The sequence below is a fragment of the Staphylococcus sp. HMSC077D08 genome (assembly GCF_001837945.1).
Lineage (GTDB): Bacteria > Bacillota > Bacilli > Staphylococcales > Staphylococcaceae > Staphylococcus > Staphylococcus epidermidis.
Genome location: NZ_KV834782.1, coordinates 12,915 through 38,792, shown reverse-complemented (window position 1 = coordinate 38,792; position 25,878 = coordinate 12,915). Strand labels below are relative to the sequence as shown.

Genomic DNA, 25,878 nt, shown 5'->3' with positions numbered 1-25,878 from the left:
GTGTGACCTCCTTGCCATTGTCACCAGACAAAATTAACTTACTTAATTAATGATACACACTTTTAAAAGCTAATGCAACAGTTAATTTTACACTTTGTTAAAATTTTCTTTGCAATTGCATAACATATCGTTCTCGTTTTTGACGACTTTTATATGTTACTTCACTTATCAATATATGTCAACACTTTTTATGCTATTTTGATATTTTTTGTATCAAATAGAGAAATTCTCTCTTTTCACTTCAAATATTCTAGCATATATTAGTTTTGATTGCTATATGACTATTTTAGCAATTTTGTTATATAATCCTCTATTTATAACTTTATACATCTTTCTCCTTATATGTATTCTTAATCGAGTTTAATCCGTAATTTTTCACGGGTGTAATTTCAAGCTAGAAAAATAGGCGCTGCCTTTAAATATTAAGAAGGCAGCGCCAAAACATAATCAATACAATTAAATTTGTAAACATTATGATGGTTTGTAATTTTAAACAATTATCACTAATATAATCTATTTTTGTCTCATGTATGGGAATAGTAATACGTCTCTAATTGACGGTGAATCAGTTAATAGCATTACTAATCTGTCGATACCGATACCTAGACCACCAGTTGGAGGCATTCCGTACTCTAATGCTTCGATGTAATCTTCATCCATATCATGCGCTTCATCATTTCCTTGTTCTTTTTCAACAAGTTGCGCTTCAAAACGTTGACGTTGATCAATCGGGTCGTTTAATTCCGTGAAGGCATTTGCATGCTCTCTTCCTACAATAAATAATTCAAAACGATCAGTAAATCTTTCATCATTTGGATTTTTCTTTGCTAACGGTGAAATTTCAATAGGGTGTCCATAAATAAACGTTGGTTGAATAAGTGTTTCTTCAACTTTCTGTTCAAAAAATTCATTTAATATATGGCCATATTTCATATTTTCAGTAATTTCAATATCATGTTCTTTTGCTAATCTAATCGCTTCTTCATCAGAATTAACATTATAAAAATCTACACCGGTAGCTTCTTTAACAGCATCAACAATGTGAAGTCGTTTCCATGAAGATTCTAAGTCAATTTCTTCACCATTATATTGTACTTTAGCTGACCCAAAAACTTCTTGAGCAATATGTCTGACCATATTTTCAGTTAAATCCATTATATCATGATAATCAGCATAAGCTTCATACAATTCAATCATTGTAAATTCAGGATTATGTCTTGTAGACACTCCTTCATTGCGAAAGACTCTGCCTATCTCGTAGACTTTTTCAAGACCTCCGACAATTAATCTTTTCAAATGTAGTTCTATAGCTATACGCATATAAAGAGTAGCATCTAAAGCGTTATGATGCGTAACAAATGGTCGTGCAGCAGCACCTCCAGCAATTTGGTGCATCATTGGTGTTTCTACTTCCAAGAATCCTTGTTTATTTAAATAGTTTCTCATTTCTTGAATTATTTTACTACGATTAATAAACGTTTGCGTACTATCTTCATTTGTAATTAAATCTAAATAACGTTGTCGATATCTTTGTTCTATATCTTGTAAACCATGGAACTTATCAGGTAAAGGTCGTAATGATTTGGATAGTAAAGTAAACGACTTAGCTTTGACAGAAATCTCGCCCGTATTAGTTTTAAACATGACACCTTCAACACCTATAATGTCACCTAAGTCAGCCATTTTCCAAATGTTAAATTGATCATCTCCAACTTGATCTTTTCTTACATAAATTTGAATTTGGCCTTTCAAGTCTTGAATATGTGCAAATCCCGCTTTACCTTTACCACGTTTAGTCATAAGACGACCTGCAATTGACACGTGGCTTTCGTCTTCTTTTTCATGCAATTCTTCCTTAGAGAATTGGTCCCACTGTTCTTTTAACTCACTTGAAGTAGATGAGCGATCGAATCGATGACCAAAAGGATCAATCCCTAAATCAATTAATTCTTGTAATTTTTGACGACGAACTTGCATTTGGTCGTTCATTTCTTCTGACATAAAATTCTCTCCTTTGAACTTTGATTTATCAATTTATTGTTCCATGTCTTTCTGTTGAAAACTTTAGGAGCTATATATTGTTTCCCAATCAGTTTTAATTTATATTTAAGCCTTTCATTATTTCCTTCTTATCTTCATATGTATTGTTATTCCATGAAGGTTGATATTGCATCTAATCAAAGCAAATATGCTCACTTTATTATTCTACAAGACCATCAAAATGTAATAAAGTAATTTATATTTTCATCGAATAGTTGCAAGCTTTATAAACTTATTGATTAGCAATATATGAATTTCTTTCATTAAAAGTTTCATTTAAGTTTTAAAACCATATTACTATGCTTTATTATTCCTTATATTTTTTCACACTATTATCAGGTACTACTAGTTGTCCGATACTTTTATTAGAAATCGGTTCTATTTGTTTGGTGGCTATATCATTTAACGGGATAAGAACAAACGAACGTTCTTTCATTCTAGGGTGCGGCACTGATAAATTATCTTGTTCAATAATTTGATCACCAAACAGTAGTATATCTATATCTAAAGTTCTAGGCCCCCAACGTATTTCTCTTTTACGATGAAGTTGTTGTTCCGTTGTTAAACAACATTTTAACAAAGATTGTGGATTCAATTCAGTCTCTATCTCAATGCACAAGTTTAAGAATTTCGGTTGATTAGTATATCCCACTGGTTCAGTCTCATAAATATGAGAAACTTGCGTTACTTGAATACCTTGATAAGCATGAAGTATTTTAATAGCCTCATTGAGTTGTAGTTCTCTATTTCCAATATTGCTCCCTAATCCTAAATAAGCTTTAACCATTTAGTCATTCTCCCTCACTATTTCAATCCCAACACCATCGTAATGACCAGGAATAGGTGGGTTTTCTTTAGTGATTCTAACTTTCGTTTCCATTACACGATTATAGTGTGAATTTATATGTTTTGCAATACGTTCAGCCAGATGCTCAATTAAGCATGAACGTGGCCCTTCAACAATAGACTTTACATCTTTATAAACCTCTCCATAATTTACAGTATCTTTTACATCATCTGATTGACCTGCATAACTAAGATCAACCTTTAAAGTAATATCAACAACAAAAATTTGTCCAATATCATTTTCTGCAGCTAATACTCCATGATAACCATAAAAACGCATTCCATTAAGAAAGATGATGTCGTTCATATTCATTCTCCTTTAGAAAATCCATACTTTGGGCTAGTCGCGTATTTAATAATACATTATGAACTCGAACCCCACGAACGCCTTTCATTATACCATAAGCCGTTGTAGCTGCAGTTGCCTCATCTCTATCTGAAGGAGAAGAATCTTGATTCATCATTTCTTTAATGTATCTTTTTCGACTTGTTGCAAGTAAAACTGGATATTCGGTCGCTACTAATTCATCTAATCTTGCCATTACTTCATTTTCTTCTTCTCGTGTTTTAGCAAAACCTATTCCAGGATCTAACCAGATTTTATTATGTGGTATACCGGCTAGTTCAGCCTTATTCGCTTGCGCAAGTAATGATACAAGCATCTCTTCAACAACAGGTTTATCTCTATGACCGTCACCATTATGCATAAGTACAATTTCAGCACCGTATTGAGATACCACATTAAACATATTCGAATCAAATAGGCCTGCCCACTGATCATTAATCATTGAAACACCAAGTTTAAGACAAGCTTCCGCAACTTCACTTCGAAATGTATCAACCGAAATTTGCACATCATATTTAACGATAGACTCAACCACAGGCAATACACGATTCATTTCTTCTTTAAGCGATACTTCTTTATGCGATACTTCTTTATGACCTGGTCGTGTTGAGACACCTCCAACGTCTATGATGTCTACACCTTCATCTATCATCTCTTTAGCACGCTTCACAGCTTGATCAACTGAGTGGTACTGTCCTCCGTCAGAAAATGAGTCAGGTGTCACATTTAATATCCCCATTATTTTTGTTTTAATCATAATTTCACCTTTTTCAATAATATACTCTTAGATTTTTTTAATTTTCAATAATAACTACATTACTAAACACATCTGCTACTTCATGATATCATTCATTTCAATAAGTTTTGAGTATATATTATCGGCATATTAAAAAAAGGTAGCCGATTTTAGATAGAAGCTACAATATTGGTTGGTCTGATTAAATAAAAAACGAAGATTTATTTTATAAAAAGTTGAAAAATCAACGTGAAATACACGCTATTTTAAAACTTTAGAAACAAATCTTCGTCCAAAATGATTTTTAGTTTAGTTTTTAATTATCAAATGAATATAATGGTGTTGATAAGTAACGTTCCCCATTACTTGGTAATACTGTTACAACTGTTTTACCTTTACCTAATTCTTTTGCTTTTTGAATAGCAGCATATATTGCAGCACCAGATGAAATACCTGCTAATATACCTTCTTCTCTAGCAACACGACGTGCCATATCCATAGCAGTATCATTACCTACTTTGATGATGCTGTCATAAACTTCTGTATTTAAAGTATCAGGTACGAAACCTGCTCCCAATCCTTGTAATTTATGAGGGCCTGGTTCACCACCGCTTAATACTGGAGAAGCTTCAGGTTCAATAGCTACTATTTCCACATTTGGATATTCTTTCTTCAATACTTTACCAACACCAGATAACGTACCACCAGTTCCTACACCAGCTAAAAATGCATCAATTTGTCGACCTTCAAATTGTTCAACTAATTCTGGTCCAGTTGTAAGTTCATGAATTTCAGGATTTGCTGGATTTTCGAATTGTTGTGGTTCAAAATAGCCGTGCTCTTCTTTTAATTCTTTAGCTTTTTTTATTGCACCTTTCATAGCTTCAGATCCTGGTGTTAATACTAGTTCAGCACCATAAGCTTTTAATAAGTTACGGCGCTCTTGGCTCATTGTTTCAGGCATTGTAAAAACTGCTTTGTACCCCTTGGCAGCACATACAAATGCTAGACCTATACCAGTGTTACCACTCGTAGGCTCAACGATTGTATCACCAGGTTTAATTTTCCCTTCACGCTCAGCTTTTTCAATCATCGCTAAAGCGATACGATCTTTTACCGAACCACCTGGATTTTGATATTCTAACTTAACATAAATATCAGCTGCATCATCATCAACAACGTTTCTTAATTTGACTACAGGTGTATTCCCAATAATTTGTGTAACATAATCTACAGGTTTTTGTGCCATCCAAAACACTCCTTTTAGTTTTACAATTTATCAATACTTAGTTTTTCTATCGGATATAACTTTATTCTATCAGAATTTTCTAAAAAGACAAACCGTATAGTCTTACTATAAATAAAACTATATACTACTTTGGTCTTTACTATAAGACATTTCCTACAAAAGATTAAGTTAAACGTAAAAAAAGATAGTCGAACGAAAGTGAGGACAACAAATAATCCTCCTTTTCGACGACTTTTACATTACTATATGACTAACTTCTATTAAAATTGAGTGCATAACTTTTAAAATTTATATCCAGTTTGTTTTATAAATTATATTAACTCATCATTTTTTGAACTATTTCATTGTTTCTAATAAATCTTCTAATTCACTTTCACTATACTGATATTTATTACCACAGAAGTGACATACAGCTTCAGCTCCATGATCCTCTTTAATCATGCTATGAATTTCTGCCTCTCCTAAACCTTTAATAGCATTTAAAAATTTCTCATGACTACAATTACATTCAAATTGCGCTGACGTTGAATTTAAAATTTGAACATTACCTTCACCCAAAATTTCATTTAATATTCCTTCAGGTGTAAGTCCTTGCTCAATTAATTTCGATACAGGTTGCATTTGACTAATGGCTTCTTCTAATTTAGTCACCGTTTCATCAGTAGCACCTGGCATAACTTGAATAATAAATCCTCCCGCTGCTTTGATTGAGTTGTCTGGATTAACTAATACACCCAATCCTACTGATGATGGTGTTTGTTCACTTGTGGCATAGTAGTATGTGAAATCATCTCCTAGCTCACCTGATACTATTGGACTCGCACCAGAAAAGTAGTCTTTCATTCCAACATCTTTAACAACCTGAATGGAACCATCAGTACCAACTGCTCGCCGTACATCCAATTTACCTTGATCGTTGAGTGGAAAATGCGTTTGTGGATGGTCTACATATGCACGAACATTTCCTTGAGCATCTGCGTCAGCAATAATTCTGCCAATTGGACCTTTGCCATCAACAGTAACTGTTAACTTTTGGTTTCCTTTTAACATTGCACCCATCATAACAGTAGCTGTCATAGTTCTTCCCATAGCGGCAGAAGCAGTAGGCCATGTATAATGACGTGTTTGTGCTTCTTGTACTGACTCTGTTGTGATTGCAGCATATGCTCTTATTTCCCCACCGTATGCTAAACCTCTCACTATATAATCATGTGTCATTGTTAAATCTCCTTTTTAAAAATAATCTATAATTTAAAACTTTTTATTTTTTAATACTGATTGGTTATTATACATCTCTTATTGGCTAATATGAAATCTATTGCTCATACATGTTTATTGAGTATTATAACCATGAGAGATGATAACAATATTTTTACCAAAAGTTTAAAAATGTATTGGTATAAACTATACATAAAAAAGTCCCTTTTCACTCAATTCATACGTGAGCAAAAAGAGACTTACTAAAACTTGTACTATTGTCTATGATTTGGATCGTTAGGATTGTATGGTTTATCGATGTTCGGAGATTGTTGATGACCTGGTTCATTCGTATGTGAAGTATTATCAGCTTCTCTGTCTGTGTTGTCTTGGTTTACTTCATCTTTTTCATGGTTGTCATCATCTTCTTTATCGTCATCTTCTAACTGTTCTTTACGAATGTCGTTGTATGATTTTCCATACTTTCCATCACTATAATCACTATTTTCATTTTTCACAACTTTTGCAGAGTCATAATCTACTTCTGGTAAAACACCATCATAGAATAATGATTGAATTTGTTCTGCAACTAATGTTTCTTCTGAAAGTAGTGTTTTAGCAATTAACTTAAGTTGTTCTTCATGTTCTAACAAGATTTGTTTACAACGTTCATATTGCTCTTTAACAATTCGTTGAACTTCTTTGTCAATTTCATAAGCAATTTGACCAGAATAATTCGGCTCACCTTGCATATCTTTACCAAGGAATACTTGTCCACCACTATTGCTTGAGAATTGTAATGGTCCTAATTTCTTACTCATACCATATTCTGTAACCATAGATCTTGCAATTTGCGTTGCTCGTTCAAAGTCATTCGAAGCACCTGTTGATACTTCACCAAAGTTAATATCCTCAGATACTCGTCCACCTAATAAACCACATATTTTGTCGAGTAATTCTGGTTCTGTCATTAAGAAGCGATCTTGTTTTGGTAACATCATTGCATAACCGCCTGCTTGTCCACGAGGGACAATTGTTACCTTGTGTACAATTTCAGCTTCATCAAGCACCATACCGATGATAGTATGACCTGCTTCGTGATGCGCTACAATATTACGTTCTTTTTCAGAAATTACACGAGATTTTTTAGCTGGACCTGCAATAACACGGTCAGTTGCTTCTTCAATATCGCGCATATCAATTTTATTTTTACCCTCACGTGCTGCAATTAAAGATGCCTCATTTAGCAAGTTTTCTAAGTCTGCACCAGAAAAACCTGGCGTTCTTTGAGAAATAGCTTTTAAATCTACTGTTTCATCAAGAGGTTTATTTTTCGCATGCACATGAAGAATTGCTTCACGACCTTTAACATCTGGTCGTCCAACTTGAATTTGTCTATCAAAACGACCAGGACGTAACAATGCAGGGTCTAAGATATCTGGGCGGTTTGTAGCCGCAATCATAATAATACCTTCATTTTCTCCAAAACCATCCATCTCAACTAATAGTTGGTTTAATGTTTGTTCACGCTCATCATGACCGCCACCTACACCTGCACCACGTTGACGTCCAACAGCATCAATTTCATCAATAAAAATGATACATGGGGCATTTTTCTTAGCATTTTCAAATAAATCACGAACACGACTCGCACCAACACCAACAAACATCTCAACGAAGTCAGATCCACTAATTGAGAAGAATGGTGCACCAGCTTCACCTGCAACCGCACGTGCTAATAATGTTTTACCTGTACCTGGAGGCCCAACAAGTAAGACACCTTTTGGAATTCTTGAACCCATTTGTTTAAATTTCTTGTTATCTTTTAAGAAATCTACAATTTCTATTAATTCTTGTTTCTCTTCGTCAGCTCCTGCTACATCTGAGAAACGAACTCGACGTTTATTACTGTCGTACATCTTAGCTTTGGATTTTCCAAAGTTCATCATACGACCACCACCGCCGCCACCTTGGGCTTGGCTAAGGAAGAAAATAAATAATAATGCAATGATTAATACAGGAATCAGTGTCGTTAAAATACTAACGAATACACTTTGTTTTTCTTCTTCTTTAACTGTAAATTTAAGATTATCTTGTTTCTTAGCTGTATCTGTGATTTTTTGTAAATCTTTTTCATTGTTATATAAAATTGTCGATGAGTAATCTTCATCTTTTTTTGTTTTACCACTTACCATATATACGTTTTGCTCTGGTTGAATTTCTAAAGTTTTTAAATCGCCTTTATTCAACTTATTAACAAACTGAGTATATGTAAGTTGTTTTGGCATATTCCCATTTCCATTTAAAAATGAAAAGAGGCCAAATATAATAACGCCAATAATTGCGATAACTAGCACATTGCGAAAAGCTTTCTGCATGCGTCATTTCCTCCTACTTCCAATAATAAAACTAACAAAAATTGTAACACAACACTTTATATTCAGGCTAGTATTTCAACTTTAGTATTGCATCTACAATTTTGTCGATTTTAAAATGCATTATTCTTTGTTTACTATCTGTTAACATTAATTATCTTAATAGTTTTAATCAATTCATAACATTTTTGAATTGTTACTTTGAGTCTACACTAAATCTACGCACAGTTCATTATACTAACATACTTATTAATTAATACAGATCCAATTTTAAAATCTATTTAGAATAAACTTCTGCTTTTAGTGTGCCTATGTATGGCAGATTTCTATATAACTCACGATAATCTAAACCATAACCAACTACAAATTCATCTGGAATCTTTTTACCAACATATTTTGCTTCGATATCAGCTTTGCGACGGTTAGGTTTATCTAATAATGTAGCTATTTCTAAAGAGTTAACTTTACGTGATTGCAATAACTCTGTAATAGATTTTAAAGTTGTACCAGTTTCTAATATATCTTCAATTATAAGTACGTCTTTATTTTCTATAGAAGCACCTAAATCTTTCAATATTTGAACTTCCCCAGTCGATTCCGTTCCACCATGATAACTTGAAACATCCATAAAATCGATTGATAAATGTGTATCAATACGTTTAATTAAGTCTGCCATAAACATGACTGATCCCTTCAAAATACCAACACAAACGAGTGGGCGATCTTTATAATCCTCAGTAATGATAGCTCCCATCTCTTTACAAATATTTTGAATGTCTTCTTCCGATAACAAAACATTCTTTAAATCCTTATGCATTATAATTCATCTCCATTATTCGAAATCAAAATAAATTCTTTAAAATTTTCTTTAACATATAAATCGCCAATAGCTAACACTGCATTTTCTTGATTAATAATGAGTGGGATGCGCTGACGTTCAGCAAGAGTCACTTTTTTATCGATAAATAAACGACTCACTTTTTTATGACCTTTTTGACCATTTAATTTATACACATCTCCATTTTGTCGGACACGCACAGTAAGCGGATATAACTGTTGTGGTAAGTCAGGATGAATATCAATTTGATAATCATTAAATTCATATGTACCTGGCTTTCTAATACATATACGGTCTAATATATATTGATCCATTTCACTTTTAGCCATTATTATTAATTTATCATATGCAATTTGAATTATCCATTCATCTGTTACGTGAATATTAAATTGAGATTTATCATTTCTAATCTGTTCAAACCACTCGTCATAAGCATGTTGTGGCATTGCTAAATGACAATCTAATTTTTCGAATAACAAATCCATAACTACGCTTTTGATATTCACATTCAATTCATTAAAAGCAGTTCTAGAAAAGGAATAGGTTAAATATTTACTTTTTGAAACTTCGTTATTGATGAACGTTTCAGCTTGTTCTTTTAACGATTGCAATTCAATATCATGCCAATCCTTAAGTTTGAGTAGCTGATGCGCGTTTAAATGCGGGTTCTCGTTAATTGCAGGTATGATGCGTTGTCTAATGTCATTTCTAACATATTTTCTATCTTGATTAGACATGTCCTCATAGTATGGAATTTGGTTCGCATACTGATACGCTAATATTTCAGTTTTTTTTAAATTTAACATAGGACGATACACTTTGTATTGATTAAAATACGACTCATATGTCATACCTAATGAATTACGTGTTGATCTCCCTGTAAACAAACGATATATAATCGTTTCAAATTGATCATCAAGATGATGAGCTGTTAACAATACATCTGCTCTTAATTGAGCTATGATATCTCCAAACCATTCATAACGACGTTGACGCGCTTCTTGTTGAATACTATTACCGTCTGCTACAATATCACTTAAGTCTAAACGCTTTATATAAATGTCAATATGATGTTGATGGCAATACTCTCTCAAAAACGCTTCTTCTTCATATGACTGTTCACGCAATCCGTGGTTAACATGAACACATGTTAATTTACGATATGTATGTTGATAGTCGTTTAATAAGCTATATAATAAACTCATACTATCAATGCCTGTTGAGACAGCCACAACAATATGTGCTTTTTTAGACCAACCATCTGTTTTGATATTCATTTATTCACCTCGTTACTTTAAATGATGCCACTAAATTGAATTCTACGTGATACAATTAAATCCGTCTTCCATAACGTAATATGACTTACTCAACATCAACAAAAATAGGAGTAGGAGAGAATTCAAAGTAATATAATTGAATTCTACCTCCCACCCCATGTGGATGTTGCATATGTTTAATCAAGGACTAAACATCTTCGTAGTGTCTTCCCACTATTTGTCAAAGTACTAAAAACATCATCACTCTGACATTAACGGTCGTTTAATCTATATCATATTAACGTCTAGAACCTTTACCGCCTCTGCGTGATTCGGTTTGACGTTTAATTGACGTTAATTTATCTTCACTATCTTTTAAGAAGTTACTTAATTTTTTCTCAAAGTCTTCAGTTTTTTGAACTGGTTTACCGTGATTAGCTTTACTGTGACGAGGCTTACGAGGGCGGTCTTTAGCTTTTTTTATTGATAAACTAATTTTACCATCATCCGCGATTGATAAAACTTTAACTTCTACTTCGTCACCTACTGATAAGTGGTCTTCAACATTTTCAACATAATTGTCGGCAACTTCACTGATATGAACTAAACCACTTTTTCCTTCAGGTAATTCTACGAATGCACCAAACTTTTTGATACCTGTAATTTTACCTTTAAGCTTGTTTCCTACTTCGATTGACATTTTCTAAATAAATCCTCCTGGTTAGATTCGATTTTATCCTTATTATATTCCTGTTCACGTAATTTCACAATGATATAATCATATTATTTTATTCTAATTGCCTTTTTCGTTTGAAGTCTTTGACTGAGAGGATTTTTTATCATCAGGTAATCTAAAAATGACTTCACCTTTATTACTTAAATAATAATCGTCTCTCGCTATTTTCTCGATATAGTCTTTATCATTTAAATTATTAAGTTTCTCTTTTAAAGCAATTTCTTCATCTTGTTGTTTTTGAAACTCAGTTTCTTTCTCTTTCCTTTCAACTGCATCTTGATCGTTATTATGTCTTTGAATGACAAGCAATACAAGTAGAATGAGGATAATCGCTAAAAGAATACCTCCGAATAAAGCAATACGTCTACGTACAACACGCATTTTCATTTTTTGTCGTTGTTTTTTCTTATTTTCTTGTGACGTATATTGGTTACCGATATGTTCTACTTTTTTATTCATTGCTTGTCACCTCCTTAAGCATTTCACTCTTCATTAATACGTTCTTCTTTAATCAAATCATACATACCTTTTGCATTTTCTTTTGTAGCATGGTCGCTTAATCCTGTTACTTTAACTGTGACTAATTTTTGTCCAAAACGAATAATGAGTTCATCGTTTTCTTTGATATCTGTACCTGCTTTTGCCACATTTCCATTGACAGTCACTCGACCTTGGTCGCTAATTTCTTTAGCTAATGTACGTCGTTTAACTAATCGTGACACTTTTAGATATTTATCTAATCTCATGAATTTTTCTCTCCTTGTTGTAAAAATTGTTTGAGATCATCTTCGTCAAATTGCCTATTTTTTGTTTTATCATACAATTTCAAGAAGTGGTCTGCAAATACTTTCTCAAATTTAACACGAGGCACTTTACCTTCTTTTTCTTTAGCACGTGACCAAATGTCTTTTAAATCCTCTTGCGAAGTTACATGCGCATTACCAAAGATATGTGGATGTCTATGAATCATCTTGGTGTTGAGACTTTCTATAATTTCTTTGATATCAATATATCCTTCTTTTTTACCTATACTAGAATGTAATAATACTTGTAAAAGTATATCTCCTAATTCCTCTATCATATGCCAATCATCTTCATTATCAATGGCTTCAAATAATTCAAACGTTTCTTCTAAAAGATACCGTTTTAATGAGTCGTGAGTTTGTACTTTATCCCACGGACACCCTTTTTCATTATCAACGAGTAAATCAATAGTTTGAACTGCGTAATCAAAATCTTGATAAAGTAATGTATCCTCATTGATTTTTGGAATAAATAAACTTGTAAGATTATTAAAATAATCGTCGTAGCGATCAATTTCATAAAGTGGGCATTCAATTACGTGAGCTCCATCACTATGAGAACCAGTAATTATTTTCACATTAAAATCATCAGGATATCTTTCCATTAAAGTAAGTTTTAAATCGGCAGCTATCATTACGCTATAAACTTGAGTAATTACTGTATTTGTACGAACATTTAAGGCCGATTCTTTTAATGACGTACCATCAAGCAGTGTAAAACCATCATTGGGGTCTACATCAACCGCTTCAAAAATGTCATCAATAAAACTTTTTCCTCCAAGTACCTTCACAGAGATATCCTTATTAAAATGACTATACTCTAATAATTTTACAGTCGTAGTTTCAGCAACTCTAGGATGACCAGGAACTGCATAAACAATATCTTCAGATTGTGCCAATTCTATTAGTGATGTGACAATCGCTTCATAAACATCTTCAAAACGGTCATGTGCTTCATAAATACTATCGAAACTCTCGAATTCAATTTCTTTCTTTAGCGTATTGATGACAGGATGATTTAAGGTTCTAGCATATACTTTAGACTCTTTTTCTAAAAAACGATAGATACCTAAAGGTAACTCATCAATGCCATAATTACCTAAACCAACTATTGTAATTGTATGGGTCATGACCGTCTTCCTCTCTTCATTTGATATAATTTGTCTCCAAAAGGTAAGTGCTTTATTTCTTTGTATCCTAATACATTAAATATAATAATATACAACATTATAATCACTATGCCTATAATTGAGCTAACTATAAGTTCTAGTAATCCTAACATCCTACTTTTTGAAGGTAAGGCAAGCATGACAGTTTGAACAACTATACTCATAATTATCATACCTAAAATAAGTTTAACGATAAATAAAGATATACGATTAAAACGGTAGTACTTTAAGACTGCAACTTGCAATATTATGACAAAAAGTAGTAGTGATAAGACTGTACTCACACTTGCACCCACGATACCCCAAAAAGGTATTAATATAACATTTAAAATAATTTTGGACAGTATTCCTATTATCACACCCATAATAATGGGACGAATACTGGTTTGAACTTGTAATAATGAGATATTCATCATTATTAACGAAACACATATCACTGTAAACATATAAACACTCAAAGTTAGAGTTAAATGATTACTTTTAAAGAATACAACATTCATAAGTGGAAGCAGATTAATTAATCCTATACTAGCTGCTGTACTTATTACTACCGTGATTTTAATTGATGCATTTGCATAACGATTCATATGAATTTGATTATGTTCACGAATTGCTTGAGTAAGTAATGGGATAAGAACGAAACTAAAAGTCGTAGTTACAATCAAACCCATTTGTATAAATGAAGCACCACGATCATAAATGCCTTTTTGAATAATTGCTTCTTTAAAAGCAATACCGCTATGTTGTAATAAACGTATTATTGTAAAACTATCCACAACTTGCCATAAAATAACGATAAGTTGACTCAATGCAAATATGGATATGGAAATAAACAACTGCTTCCATTGAATGGAAGTATTATTAAAGCGATAGCATAACTTAAGTTTAAGTGGTTTTTTAAGTAATAAATATAACATTGAACCTAAAAAACCAATCGAAGATGCCAATATAGCTAATGCTCCTGCTTGATAAATAGACCAGTGTTTCATTGAAAACATAATAATTGCAACAATGATTAAACTAACTCTAATTACCTGTTCTATAACCTGGGAAATTGCTGGTATGGTCATTACTTGTTTTGATTGATAAAATCCTCTTAACACTCCTAAGACACCTATTAAAATAAAACTAAAACTGGCCATCTTTAACATGGGTGCTAAATTAGAATCGCCCATCCATCGGGTAATCATATTCGCAAACATAAAAAGCAAAATAAAGACGATAAAACCTATGCATTGTAATCGAAACATAACCCTTGTATAGACTTCATCGGATCGATTAACACCTATCACTTGAGTCACAGCACTTGGAATAGCATTCATAGATAAAATAACCCCTAGTGCTACGACAGGATATATTTGTTGATAAGCATATAAACCGTCATCACCTAAAACATTTTGATACGGAATGCGATAAATGGCACTTAGTATCTTCACAATAATTAATGCTAAGGTAAGTATAACGACGCCGTTAAACGCCGTCTCACTCTTAGTCTTCATCTTTAATCGCCATACTTTCTTCAATACATCTAACTAAGAATTTCAAACTATCTAACCATTGTTTTGATTTTGTTAGCGTTACATTCATTGCATTATTTTGCACGCCAACTTTCATTGCTCTACCAAGAGGTTGCGTCTGTTTAAACAATTCTTCTCCATTAATATCTTCAGTCGCTTTAGGTGATAAAATGATTTGTATAGATTTGCCTTTGTCTTTTATCAATTCGACACCCGCATGTAGAGCGTGGACTTTGATTTCAACAATATCTAATAATCGTTCGACTTCAATTGGATAATCATTAAAACGATCTATTAATTCATCTTTGACATCGAAAAGTTGTTCTTCAGTTTCTACTTTTCGAAGTTTTTTATAAATCTCAATTTTAGCCTGTTCACTTTGTATATATTCAGCTGGTAAATAAGCATCTAAGTGCAATTCTACTTCAATATCTGGTGCATCCGGCGATTCTTCTTTAATGCCACGTTTTTCGTTTACTGCTTCTTCTAACATTTGAGAGTATAAATCGAAACCAACCGAATCAATAAAGCCATGTTGTTGCTTACCGAGTAAATTGCCTGCACCACGAATATTTAAATCTCGCATAGCGATTTTAAAACCTGAACCTAGTTCGGTAAACTCCTTAATAGCTTGCAATCGCTCTTCAGCAGTCTCATTTAACACTTTGTTAGCTGGATGTAAGAAATAAGCGTAACCAATTCTACTTGAACGTCCTACACGTCCTCTTAATTGGTATAGCTGGCTTAAACCAAAACGATCAGCCTCTTCTATGATTAAAGTATTAGCATTTGGTACATCTACACCTGTTTCAATAATTGTAGTCGTTACTAAAATATCGTACTCGTGATTAATAAAGCTTAACATTGTTTCCTCTAAATCACGTTCAGTCATTTGGCCATGTGCTACAGCAATGTTAGCGTCAGGCATTAACCTTTGAAGTTGTTCTCTTTTTTCATAAATGGACTGCACTTTGTTATACAAATAAAATACTTGTCCATCGCGAGATAATTCACGCTCTAATGCCTCTTTAATAAAGTTCGTATTCTGTTCTAAGACATAAGTTTGTACAGGAAAACGATTTTCAGGTGGTGTTTCAATCACTGATAAGTCACGTACACCTAACATACTCATATGCAATGTTCTTGGTATTGGTGTTGCAGTAAGCGTCAGTACATCAACGTTTTTTTTCAAAGTTTTAATGCGTTCTTTATGTCGCACTCCAAAACGTTGTTCTTCATCAACAATAAGCAATCCCAAATCTTTATATTGAATATCTTTACCTAATAATTTATGTGTACCTACGACAATGTCAACATATCCTGATTTGAGCCCTTCTTTAGTTTCCCTTATTTCTTTAGCTGTGCGGAATCGACTTACCAATTGAATTTCGACCGGAAAATCTTGCATACGTTCAAGTAGTGTTTCGTAGTGTTGTTGTGCAAGAATCGTTGTTGGTACTAAAAACGCAACTTGCTTACCATCCATGACAGCTTTAAACGCTGCACGGACAGCCACTTCAGTTTTACCATATCCCACATCACCACAAAGAAGACGGTCCATAGGTCTTGCTCTTTCCATGTCACCTTTAATTTCATCGATTGACTTACTTTGATCGGGTGTTAATTCATATGGAAAATCATGCTCAAATGCTGATTGCTCTGCAGTATCTTGGCCGTATTGATAACCTACAGACATTTCACGTTCTTTATACAAATCAATTAATTCATCAGCTATATCTTCAACACTTTGTTGAACTTTCGCCTTTGTTTTTTTCCATTCTGTCCCGCCTAATTTATTTAATCTAGGCGACTTATCTTCAGAAGCCACATACTTTTGAACTTGATCCATTTGATCAACTGGAACGAATAATTGATCAGTTCCTTTATATTGCAATTTAATATAGTCGCGATGTGTATCTCCAACTTCTAGTGTTTCAACACCTAAGTATCGTCCGACACCATGATGCACATGCACTATATAATCGCCCACATTTAGGTCTTGATATGATTTTATTTTTTCAGCATTAGAAATCGTTTTTGTACGTTTACGTTGTTTCTTTTGTCTTGTTTTAAATAATTCTCTTTCTGTGATGACTACCAACTGCATATAAGGTAATTCAAAGCCTTCAGAAAGACTACCTTCCGTCACTACAACTTGACCACCATCAATATCTTCGTGAATATTTGATACTGTTGGAATATGCATTTCATTAAGCATTGATTGAATACGTTCAACTTTTGTTTCAGTTTCAACAAGAACTACGACAGTGTAATCTTGATGCACGTATCTTTGAAATTCCGAGCGCATAATGTCATATTGACCATAAAATTGTTGAACTGGTTTACAAGAGAACTTAATAATATGTTGTAATGGTACTTGCATCGAAGATGTAAATAATGTGAAATATGCAACGGCATGTTGCTCTAATAATGCGTCAAAACTTTCATACTTCATAAATCCTTGTCCGATAAATCCATTTCCACTCTCAATTAAGTTACTCATAAAATCTTCAACTTCTGTTGTAAGTGTTTCTTCTGTTTCCTTAATACGATTAAACTCATCAACTACAATAATCGCGTTTTTTTGAAAATAGTCAATAAGGGTTGATGGTTTTTCATACATAAATGAAACAAGACGTCGTAACAATTGATGATCGAAAAAGGTAGATTCAAACAACTTAAAACTTTCATATGTCTCTTTTAAATCATTACGTACGGACTTTTCAATTTTAGGGCGTGTATATTCATATGCTTTTTTAAGTTCATTTTGTAAGTGTTGTATCACTTCATCAGTAATAATGTAGTCACTAGCTGTTGTGATTTCAACTTGATTTATATTATCGTTAGAACGTTGTGTTTCTACATCAAAGTCTCTGATGGAATCAACTTCAGTATCAAATAGCTCTATTCTCACAGGTGTTCCTATCAACGGATATATATCTATGATTCCACCACGCAATGAAAACTCACCAATATGTGACACTACACTTTCTCGGCGATAACCCATATTAACTAATTTATTTAAGAATGCATCAACATCAATATCCTGACCTACTTTAAGCGTCATTTGATGATCTTTCCATAAATCAACCGGTGTTAGCCATTTTTTAAAGCCGTTTAAAGGCACAATAAATAACCCTTTTTCGCCTTGGGCTAACGCAGTCAACGTTCTAACACGCTCACTCATCAATTGTGGACTTTGAGTAGAAAACTCTTCAGTCATTATATCTTGAACAGGATATTTATAAACTTCTGAGTCATCTACATATTGTAAAATGTCAGTTTCGATTTTATCTGCTTGGTATAAATTATTAGTTACGAGTAGCATTTGTTTATGATCTTTTAAATATTTTTCAGCAATAATTGTTGCCTTCGCTGACGGGGATAATCCCGTAACTAAAATATTCTCTTGGCCGAAGACTTCATCTAATTCTTGAAAACGATTATCTTCGCTAATGTAATTTGCAATCATTGATTTCACTTGACTTCACCATTAAATTCATTCATAACATGATCAAAACGAGAACTTTCAATAAAAGATTCTACAGCTCTTGCAGAATGTTCAATTACCTTTTCCATAATGATCATTTCTTCTTTTGAAAATTTTTGTAAAACATAGTCCGGAACAGACATCCCATTTGTTGGACGGCCAACACCAATTCGAATACGTTTAAATTGATCTGTACCAAGCATTTTAATTATCGATTTCATACCATTATGACCGCCTGCACTCCCCTTTTGGCGCAGACGCACTTGTCCTTGTTCTAAATCTAAATCGTCATATAAAACGATTAAATCTTCAACATCGACATTATAATAATCCATTAAAGGAGCTACAGCTTGACCAGATAAGTTCATCATAGTCATTGGCTCAATAAATATTACCTTTTCGCCGTTTAAACGCTCAATAGTATATGCACCTTTAAATTTTTGTTTGTCTAAAGTAAATTGGTGGCGTTCTAGAATATCATCGACAACTTCGAAACCAATATTATGTCTTGTTAATTCAAAACGTTTACCAATGTTGCCAAGACCGACAATGCATTTCATTATTGTTACCTCCACTATTAATATTATGTATCTTCACATATTTTCAAATGCTTTTGCTGTGTTTATTTTAAAATAAAGGACTTAAAAATGATTGACCACTGATATATGTCAACCACCTCTAAAACCGTCTTAAATAATTAATCATTCCCTATAATAACACAAAAAGCACTATGCTTATTAACATAAGCACAGTGCTCGCCTTTAAATCTGTAATCTCAACTAATGAGAATACCTACTTAAGAGACACGAAGATTAGTCTTCTTTATTTTCTTCTTCATCGTCTTCTTTGTCTTCACCAACAACTTCAGGTTCTTCAGTTGCTGATTCGCCTTCCATAGCTTCAACTTCTTCTTCAGAAGGTTCATCTGTTGGAGGAACTACTGTTACGATAGAATCTTCTGGATCATTTTCGATTGTGAAATCACCAGAGATTTTAATATCAGAAACTGCTAAGCTGTCATTAACTTGTAATTCACTGATATCTACTTCGATAGTTTCAGGAATATTTTCAGGTGTAGCTGTAACTTCTAAGTTGAATAATGGTTGTTCAACTACGCCGCCTTCTTTAGCACCTACAGCTTCACCAACTAATTGAACTTGTACTTCAACAGTACGTTCTTCACTCATGTTGATTGCTAAAAAGTCGATATGAGTGATTTGGTTTTTTAATGGGTCAAATTGATAATCTGAAACCATTACTTTAATTGTTTTAGAACCTACGCCTAAATCGATAACACCATTACGTCCTACTTCACGGATTACTTTGATAAATTCAACTTCATCAACTTTAACTGAAGTATTTTTTGTACCGTAACCATACACAACTGCAGGTACTTTACCTGAGTTTCTTAATTGTTTTAGGTCAGAACGTGTTTGTTTACCTTGACGAATGATTGACTTTAATGAAGCCATTCGTATTTCCACCTTTCGAATTTCGAGGTTTAGACATTAGATGCGTCTAACCTGCTCCTCACTTACCCATCAACGTTACTGTTGCTTGTAAGTGTTTATTTGTTCGCAATTCTACGAACGTTAGTATTATACATGTTGATATAGGATACGTCAAATTCAATTGTAAATTTTAGTCAAATAATACACTTACTGATTCTCTTTCGTATACACGAATAATTGCTTTAGCAATTAAACCAGCAACAGAAAGTTCTTTTGTATTATTAGGTTTTCTATTCTCTTCTAATTGAATTGAGTTTGTTACTATAAGTTGCTTGATTGCAGAGTTTTCAATCCGTTCTTTTGCTGGCCCAGAAAGCACTGGATGTGTACAACAAGCATAGACTTCTTTAGCACCTTTATCTTTTAAGGCTTGAGCAGCTAAAGTAATTGTTCCTGCAGTATCAATAATGTCATCTATAATAATTGCAGTACGTCCTTCAATATCACCTACAATGTTCATAACTTCTGCCACGTTAGGTTTCGGACGTCTTTTGTCGATAATCGCAATTGGAGTTTTTAAAATGTCGGCTAATTTACGTGCTCGCGTTACCCCACCATGATCAGGGGACACAACTACACATTCTTCTGGATTAATATCAGGATCATTCTCAAAGTGTTGTGCAAGGATAGGAACACCCATTAAATGATCAATAGGAATATCGAAAAATCCTTGGATTTGAGGTGCATGTAAGTCTAATGCGATCATACGATTGGCACCTGCTGTTTCGATTAAATTAGCTACTAATTTAGCAGTAATAGGTTCACGACTACGGGCTTTTCTATCTTGTCGAGCGTAACCATAGTATGGTACTACGATGTTAATATTTGCTGCTGACGCGCGTTTACACGCATCAATCATAATAAGTAACTCCATTAAATGAAGATTGACTGGGTATGAAGTTGGTTGAACAATAAAAACATCACAACCACGAATGCTTTCTTCAATATTTATTTGAATTTCTCCATCACTAAAACGTTTTACAGAACATTTACCTAATTCAATCCCTACATGATCTGCTACTTCTTGTGCCAAAGGTTCATTTCCTTTGAGCGAAAAGATCTTCATTGATGAATTCTTATATTCATTATTTAACATTTATAGTCCTCCAATTATTTACTTAGACATTTATATTATATAGAAAATAGCGCTTTTTTACTATGATAGATGTACAATCAAAATTATTACAATTTTATAAATTCATTTAAAACTGCACATACGATAGCAATTCAGGGGCAAGAACTATTTTTTTAAGTAGCCTTCTTTATTTACTTGTCTTGCACGCGCTAATGCTAAACTATCTTCAGGGATATTATCTGTAATTGTGGATCCAGCTGCAATAAGAGTATGATTGCCTACTGTTACAGGTGCTATAAGGTTCGTATTACATCCTATAAAGGCATCTTTACCTACTATTGTTTTAAATTTGTTAGCACCATCATAGTTTACAGTGATAGAACCACATCCGATATTTGTACGCTCACCTATTTCAGCATCTCCAATGTAACTCAAGTGTGATACTTTAGCACCATCTTTAATATCTGCTTTCTTCACTTCAACAAAGTTTCCTACTTTAACTTCAGAACCTAAATTAGATCCTGGACGTAGTTGAGCGAAAGGTCCAACTGTTGTGTTCTCTCCAACAATAGAGTCATTGATAACCGATTGTTTTATGTTAGCATTCGAATGAATTGTACTGTTATTAATTTCAGAGTATTGGCCTATCCACACATCTTCTTCAATCGTTGTATGACCTCCGATTCGCACGCCTGGTTCAATAGTTGTATCTATTCCAATTTTCACATCTGTTCCAATAAATGTTGAACTTGGATCAATGATGGTCACACCATTTTCCATATGATAGCGATTAATACGTTGTTGCAAAGCCTTTTCAGCTTCACTTAACATCAAACGATCATTAACACCAATGATTTCATCAAAATCTTCGGTACAATAAACTTCCGCTTTACCTCCGTCTTTTAAAATTAAAGACAAAACATCTGGTAAATAATATTCTCCTTGAGCATTATCATTTTTAACTTGTTCTAACTTCTCAAATAGAACTCGATTATTAAAGGCAAAAATACCTGAACTAATTTCTTTAATCGCACGTTCTGATTCATTTGCGTCTTTCTCTTCAACAATACGCTCTAATATTCCATTATGATTTCTTATAATTCGTCCATAACCATAAGGATTGATAGTAGAAGCAGATAATACAGTAACCTGTGATTGTGTACTTTCATGATGTTCAATAAGTGATTGTAGAGTTTGGTATGTAATAAGAGGTGTATCTCCACATACTACTAAAGTAGTTCCTTCTTTATCTGCTAAATGTTCATGTGCCATTTTCACAGCATGAGCTGTTCCAAGTTGTTTATCCTGAAAACTATATAATGATTGATTACCCAATGTATCTTTCACACTCTCGGCGCCATGACCAATAATAGTTACAATTTGATCAACGCCAGCTTGTTTTACGTTGTTAAGCACATGTTCAACCATTGGTTTGCCAGCAACCTCATGGAGCACTTTATATTTCTTTGATTTCATTCTTGTGCCTTTACCTGCTGCCAGAATAATCGCATGTCTTTGCATGAATGCTAACCCTCCATTAAAATTTACACTTCATAGTTATTATAGTTGAACAACAAAGAGAGTTTCAACTTATAAAAGGTTTTGTTAATCATTCATTAAAGGTTTGATAATTTTAGAAATTCAAATAAGTTGTTATGCTTTAAAAAGGCAAATGAGGTCATTAAACCCAATAGTTACAATACATATTCAACCTCTTTATTAATCATTAGTATTTTATTCCAGTGTCCAAATCATTATATTATCAATCATAATTTATGATGATAAAATTATAATCATACAGACATATTAATTACGTCTATCATAAGTAAATTTTTATAGATGGATTGTTGTCAGAGAAACATATCAGTATTTTACTTCTATCATTTTTATTTATCGTTAAATGTTTATATCGTTTTCGTTTATGAAAATACAGAACACATTAAAAATAAAGGGGAGGGACTTCAACTTCAATAAGAAATTGCAGTCCCTCCCCAACAATATGGTATAAAGTTCAAGTAATCCGTTACACAATCATTACTAATTTCGCCATTGCCTAACAATACATTAAAATGCCTGAGACAATATATCATCAATGTCTCAGGCTTATTTTATAAATGAATACATTTTTTAATTAAGCTTCGTCTGATTCTTCGTTATCTGAAGTAGCATTTTTGTCAGGAATAACTTCATCAGTTTCATCATATACTTTCATCACTGCATCTTGGATTTCTTGTCTCATATCAGAATTGATAGGATGCGCGATGTCACGGAATTCACCATCTGGTGTACGTTTACTTGGCATTGCGACAAAAAGACCTGAGTTTCCTTCAATTACACGTAAATCATGAATTACAAAAGCTTCATCTAGCGTAATAGAAACGAGTGCTTTCATTCTGCCGTCTGTTTGTATTTTTCTAAGTCTTACATCTGTCACTTTCATGTAGTGAGCCCCCCTAGTATATCTTTATATTATTAGAAGCTTGACAACTTTTAAGAAAATTATAAATCCTTCACTTTACCTATCAATTCAATTTCTACCTTTACGTCTATAGGCAACCGTGACACTTCAACACAACTACGAGCTGGTTGGTGTTCGACGAAATAGTTTCCATAGATTTGATTAATTTGTTGAAAATCATTCATATCAGAAATATAGATTGTCGCTTTAACAACAGAATTCAAATCAGAACCTGCTTCTTTTAATACCACAGTTAAATTTTCTAAAACTTGCTTAGTTTGTTCTTGAACATCATCGCTAACAATTGTTCCATCAAGTGTGAGTGGAATTTGACCTGATGTAAAAACAAAACCGTTTATAACAGTTGCATGCGAATATGGACCTAATGCTTCGGGTACCTTATCTGAGTTGATTATTTTCATGATGAAATTGACACTCCTTTTTTAAGAAAATTTAGACAAACTGTTGCCTGGTTCCACTTTAAATTCTTGGTTGTACTCGTCGACATCTGACAATCTGACTAAGGAAGTATAATCTTCAATTAATCTTTGTTTTACTTCTTTTGATTCTACAAGTACTGATACCCCTTTTACATGAGCTTTAAACTCATTCATTAAATTCATTACCCCATTGATTGAGCCACCAGCCCTCATAAAATCGTCTACTACGAGGACATTAGAATTCTCAGCTAAAGTTCGTTTCGATAACACCATTGTTTCTATTTTTCTAGATGATCCTGAAACATAATTGATTGAAACCGTAGAACCTTCTGTAACTTTATTGTCCTTTCTTATAACCACTACAGGTAAATTTAATACGTTTGCGACTGCATTCGCAAGTGATATCCCTTTAGTCGCTATGGTAACAACAGCATCAAGTTCTTCGTTCATATATATACTAGCAATTAACTTGCCTACTCTATTTAATAGAGAAGGATTGCCAACTAAATCGGATAAAAATAAATACCCTCCAGGTAGCAAACGGTCTTTCTCTTGTAATTGCGCTATCACCTCATTAACAACCTCTGTGGCCTCTGATTTACTCATCATGGGTTTATAGGTTACTCCACCACTTGCACCTGCTGTAGTAATAATAGTTCCTAATTTTTCATTTTGAAACGTATTTTTGATGATTTGAACGTCTTCACTAATTGACGATTTTGCTTGTTTAAATTTTTTTACAAAATAAGTGAGGGGTATCAACTTATTTGGATGGTTCATGAGGTATTGTGTCATAAATACAATACGTTCGCTTCTTTTATATCTCATCTTTTCAAACCCTTCTATCCTAATAATCTTACTAAGTAAACTTCATTACAACAACCATTCACTGCATTATAAATATTTTTAGCTTGTCTTTCTTTTTGAGCTAGCCCATAAACAGTAGGACCGCTTCCACTCATCAAAGCACCATCAGCACCACATTGTAGCATGTTATCTTTAATCTTTTTAATGTCAGGATGCATAGCCATAGAAACAGGCTCTAACCGGTTAGAAAGACTATTGCATAATAAATGATAATCATTATTCTCTAAAGCCTGTTTACACTTTTCGTTATGAACTATATGTTCTTCAGTTAAATCTAGTGCTTTAAATACATCAGGCGATGAAATTCCGATGTTAGGCTTAGCTAAAACAACCCATGCAGATGGTGGTCTTTTTAGGAAAGTTACTTGCTCTCCACGCCCCGTACACACAGCAGTTTGGTTATAAATACAAAAAGGTATATCTGTGCCTATTTGTATGCCTAATGCAGCTAAATCGTCTAAAGATTGACCTAAACCAAACAATCGATTCAACCCTCTCATTGTAGCGGCTGCATCCGCAGAACCTCCTGCAAGACCAGCTGAAACTGGTATATCTTTATCAATTGTAATTGTCACACCTTCATTAATATTAAATCTCTCAAACATTAAATCAGCTGCTTTATACGCAAGGTTTTTATTATCGTTAGGAACGTAATTATGCTCAATATCGACAACAATCTTCTTATCAGTTCGCTTTTCAAAAGATAATCGATCATTTAAATCAACTGTAGTCATCACCATTTCAATTTCATGATAACCATCATCTCTTTTAAAAAGGGTGTCGAGCGTAAAATTTATCTTAGCTGGCGCAGTTTCATATATCATTTTTCCGCCCTCGCTTTGAATTGTTATTAAAATGATTTTAACATAAAGCCTTTAAATATTTGATAGATTATGTGCAATTTCTCGTAAAATCTTAATGAAGAGCAA

23 protein-coding genes are annotated in these 25,878 nt (G+C 33.3%); all 23 read right to left on the bottom strand.

The features are described from left to right. Positions 1-513: 513 nt before the first annotated feature. The gene (lysS, locus tag HMPREF2663_RS07700) at positions 514-2,001 is read right to left on the bottom strand and encodes a lysine--tRNA ligase (RefSeq protein ID WP_002458687.1); all 1,488 of its coding nucleotides are present in this window, start codon (positions 1,999-2,001) and stop codon (positions 514-516) included. Between the two features lie 346 nt (positions 2,002-2,347). Then, positions 2,348-2,827 carry a 2-amino-4-hydroxy-6-hydroxymethyldihydropteridine diphosphokinase gene (gene folK, locus HMPREF2663_RS07695; protein ID WP_070846137.1) on the bottom strand — a complete coding sequence of 160 codons (480 nt, stop codon included), beginning with the start codon at positions 2,825-2,827 and terminating at the stop codon, positions 2,348-2,350. Beyond that, a complete protein-coding gene (folB, locus tag HMPREF2663_RS07690) occupies positions 2,828-3,193 on the bottom strand; it encodes a dihydroneopterin aldolase (protein WP_001832204.1) in 366 nt (121 codons plus the stop codon). Continuing rightward, positions 3,171-3,989 (bottom strand): dihydropteroate synthase, encoded by an 819-nt coding sequence (gene folP / locus HMPREF2663_RS07685; RefSeq protein ID WP_002457105.1) that lies wholly within the window; start codon positions 3,987-3,989, stop codon positions 3,171-3,173. Before folP ends, folB begins: the two co-directional genes overlap by 23 nt. A gap of 295 nt (positions 3,990-4,284) precedes the next feature. Further along, the gene (gene cysK, locus HMPREF2663_RS07680; protein ID WP_001832242.1) at positions 4,285-5,217 is read right to left on the bottom strand and encodes a cysteine synthase A; all 933 of its coding nucleotides are present in this window, start codon (positions 5,215-5,217) and stop codon (positions 4,285-4,287) included. Between the two features lie 336 nt (positions 5,218-5,553). Continuing rightward, positions 5,554-6,435: an Hsp33 family molecular chaperone HslO gene (gene hslO, locus HMPREF2663_RS07675; protein ID WP_001832190.1), complete on the bottom strand. Its 882-nt coding sequence runs from the start codon at positions 6,433-6,435 to the stop codon at positions 5,554-5,556. A 254-nt stretch (positions 6,436-6,689) separates the two neighbouring features. Beyond that, entirely contained in the window at positions 6,690-8,792 is a 2,103-nt protein-coding gene (ftsH, locus tag HMPREF2663_RS07670) for an ATP-dependent zinc metalloprotease FtsH (RefSeq protein WP_001832199.1), read from the bottom strand. Between the two features lie 274 nt (positions 8,793-9,066). Next, positions 9,067-9,606 carry a hypoxanthine phosphoribosyltransferase gene (hpt, locus tag HMPREF2663_RS07665; protein ID WP_001832216.1) on the bottom strand — a complete coding sequence of 180 codons (540 nt, stop codon included), beginning with the start codon at positions 9,604-9,606 and terminating at the stop codon, positions 9,067-9,069. Continuing rightward, a complete protein-coding gene (gene tilS, locus HMPREF2663_RS07660; protein ID WP_002447894.1) occupies positions 9,606-10,904 on the bottom strand; it encodes a tRNA lysidine(34) synthetase TilS in 1,299 nt (432 codons plus the stop codon). The genes hpt and tilS overlap by 1 nt, the downstream gene beginning before the upstream one ends. A 277-nt stretch (positions 10,905-11,181) precedes the next feature. Beyond that, positions 11,182-11,583 carry a S1 domain-containing RNA-binding protein gene (locus HMPREF2663_RS07655; RefSeq protein WP_002457104.1) on the bottom strand — a complete coding sequence of 134 codons (402 nt, stop codon included), beginning with the start codon at positions 11,581-11,583 and terminating at the stop codon, positions 11,182-11,184. A gap of 93 nt (positions 11,584-11,676) precedes the next feature. Then, a complete protein-coding gene (gene divIC / locus HMPREF2663_RS07650) occupies positions 11,677-12,078 on the bottom strand; it encodes a cell division protein DivIC (protein WP_001832241.1) in 402 nt (133 codons plus the stop codon). 23 nt (positions 12,079-12,101) lie between these two features. Beyond that, positions 12,102-12,365: an RNA-binding S4 domain-containing protein gene (locus HMPREF2663_RS07645; protein WP_002447891.1), complete on the bottom strand. Its 264-nt coding sequence runs from the start codon at positions 12,363-12,365 to the stop codon at positions 12,102-12,104. Further along, entirely contained in the window at positions 12,362-13,552 is a 1,191-nt protein-coding gene (locus HMPREF2663_RS07640; protein ID WP_001832236.1) for a MazG nucleotide pyrophosphohydrolase domain-containing protein, read from the bottom strand. The genes HMPREF2663_RS07645 and HMPREF2663_RS07640 overlap by 4 nt, the downstream gene beginning before the upstream one ends. Then, positions 13,549-15,090, bottom strand: a complete 1,542-nt coding sequence (locus tag HMPREF2663_RS07635; RefSeq protein ID WP_002457103.1) for a polysaccharide biosynthesis protein — start codon at positions 15,088-15,090, stop codon at positions 13,549-13,551. The genes HMPREF2663_RS07640 and HMPREF2663_RS07635 overlap by 4 nt, the downstream gene beginning before the upstream one ends. Further along, positions 15,080-18,580: a transcription-repair coupling factor gene (mfd, locus tag HMPREF2663_RS07630; RefSeq protein WP_002484485.1), complete on the bottom strand. Its 3,501-nt coding sequence runs from the start codon at positions 18,578-18,580 to the stop codon at positions 15,080-15,082. Before mfd ends, HMPREF2663_RS07635 begins: the two co-directional genes overlap by 11 nt. Before the next feature lie 5 nt (positions 18,581-18,585). Beyond that, the gene (pth, locus tag HMPREF2663_RS07625; protein WP_070846135.1) at positions 18,586-19,158 is read right to left on the bottom strand and encodes an aminoacyl-tRNA hydrolase; all 573 of its coding nucleotides are present in this window, start codon (positions 19,156-19,158) and stop codon (positions 18,586-18,588) included. Positions 19,159-19,410: 252 nt separating this feature from the next. Then, positions 19,411-20,070: a 50S ribosomal protein L25/general stress protein Ctc gene (locus HMPREF2663_RS07620; RefSeq protein WP_002475375.1), complete on the bottom strand. Its 660-nt coding sequence runs from the start codon at positions 20,068-20,070 to the stop codon at positions 19,411-19,413. Between the two features lie 169 nt (positions 20,071-20,239). Beyond that, a complete protein-coding gene (locus HMPREF2663_RS07615; protein WP_001832233.1) occupies positions 20,240-21,205 on the bottom strand; it encodes a ribose-phosphate diphosphokinase in 966 nt (321 codons plus the stop codon). A gap of 144 nt (positions 21,206-21,349) precedes the next feature. Further along, the gene (glmU, locus tag HMPREF2663_RS07610) at positions 21,350-22,705 is read right to left on the bottom strand and encodes a bifunctional UDP-N-acetylglucosamine diphosphorylase/glucosamine-1-phosphate N-acetyltransferase GlmU (protein WP_002458674.1); all 1,356 of its coding nucleotides are present in this window, start codon (positions 22,703-22,705) and stop codon (positions 21,350-21,352) included. Between the two features lie 610 nt (positions 22,706-23,315). Then, the gene (gene spoVG, locus HMPREF2663_RS07605; RefSeq protein WP_001832195.1) at positions 23,316-23,624 is read right to left on the bottom strand and encodes a septation regulator SpoVG; all 309 of its coding nucleotides are present in this window, start codon (positions 23,622-23,624) and stop codon (positions 23,316-23,318) included. A 59-nt stretch (positions 23,625-23,683) separates the two neighbouring features. Next, the gene (locus HMPREF2663_RS07600) at positions 23,684-24,064 is read right to left on the bottom strand and encodes a RidA family protein (RefSeq protein ID WP_070846133.1); all 381 of its coding nucleotides are present in this window, start codon (positions 24,062-24,064) and stop codon (positions 23,684-23,686) included. A gap of 21 nt (positions 24,065-24,085) precedes the next feature. Next, entirely contained in the window at positions 24,086-24,910 is an 825-nt protein-coding gene (gene purR, locus HMPREF2663_RS07595) for a pur operon repressor (RefSeq protein WP_002447883.1), read from the bottom strand. Positions 24,911-24,924: 14 nt separating this feature from the next. Continuing rightward, a complete protein-coding gene (ispE, locus tag HMPREF2663_RS07590) occupies positions 24,925-25,773 on the bottom strand; it encodes a 4-(cytidine 5'-diphospho)-2-C-methyl-D-erythritol kinase (RefSeq protein ID WP_002458672.1) in 849 nt (282 codons plus the stop codon). Positions 25,774-25,878: the final 105 nt, after the last annotated feature.